The sequence below is a fragment of the Pelomonas candidula genome (genome assembly GCF_043555985.1).
GTDB classification, from domain to species: Bacteria; Pseudomonadota; Gammaproteobacteria; order Burkholderiales; family Burkholderiaceae_C; genus Pelomonas; species Pelomonas candidula.
In genome coordinates this window covers 1-248 of record NZ_JBIGIC010000094.1, presented here as the reverse complement: position 1 = coordinate 248, position 248 = coordinate 1, and the positions used below count along the sequence as shown (strand labels likewise).

Sequence of the window (248 nt, the reverse complement as noted above, 5' to 3'; positions counted from 1 at the left end):
AAGGACCCGAAGCGCTGCTCGCGCGCCGCCAGCCAGATGCGACGCCGGCTGTCCTGCACGTTCTTCTCGACGACGCCCTTCTCCCAGCCCGAGGCGACGTTGCAGAAGTCGGGGTCGAAGAGGTAGTTGCGTATTTCGGCCCAACGTGACCGCCGATTTCGGCATCGTGACCGGTCATTTCGGTCATCGTGACCGACCGCTGATTTCGGCTCATCGTGACCGGCCGTTTCGGCATCGTGACCGCCCAT

1 pseudogene is annotated in these 248 nt (G+C 63.7%); it reads right to left on the bottom strand.

Going from position 1 to position 248, the window contains the following annotated elements:
* Window positions 1-248 (bottom strand): annotated as a pseudogene (locus tag ACG04R_RS28630) (IS21 family transposase); the annotation flags it as partial.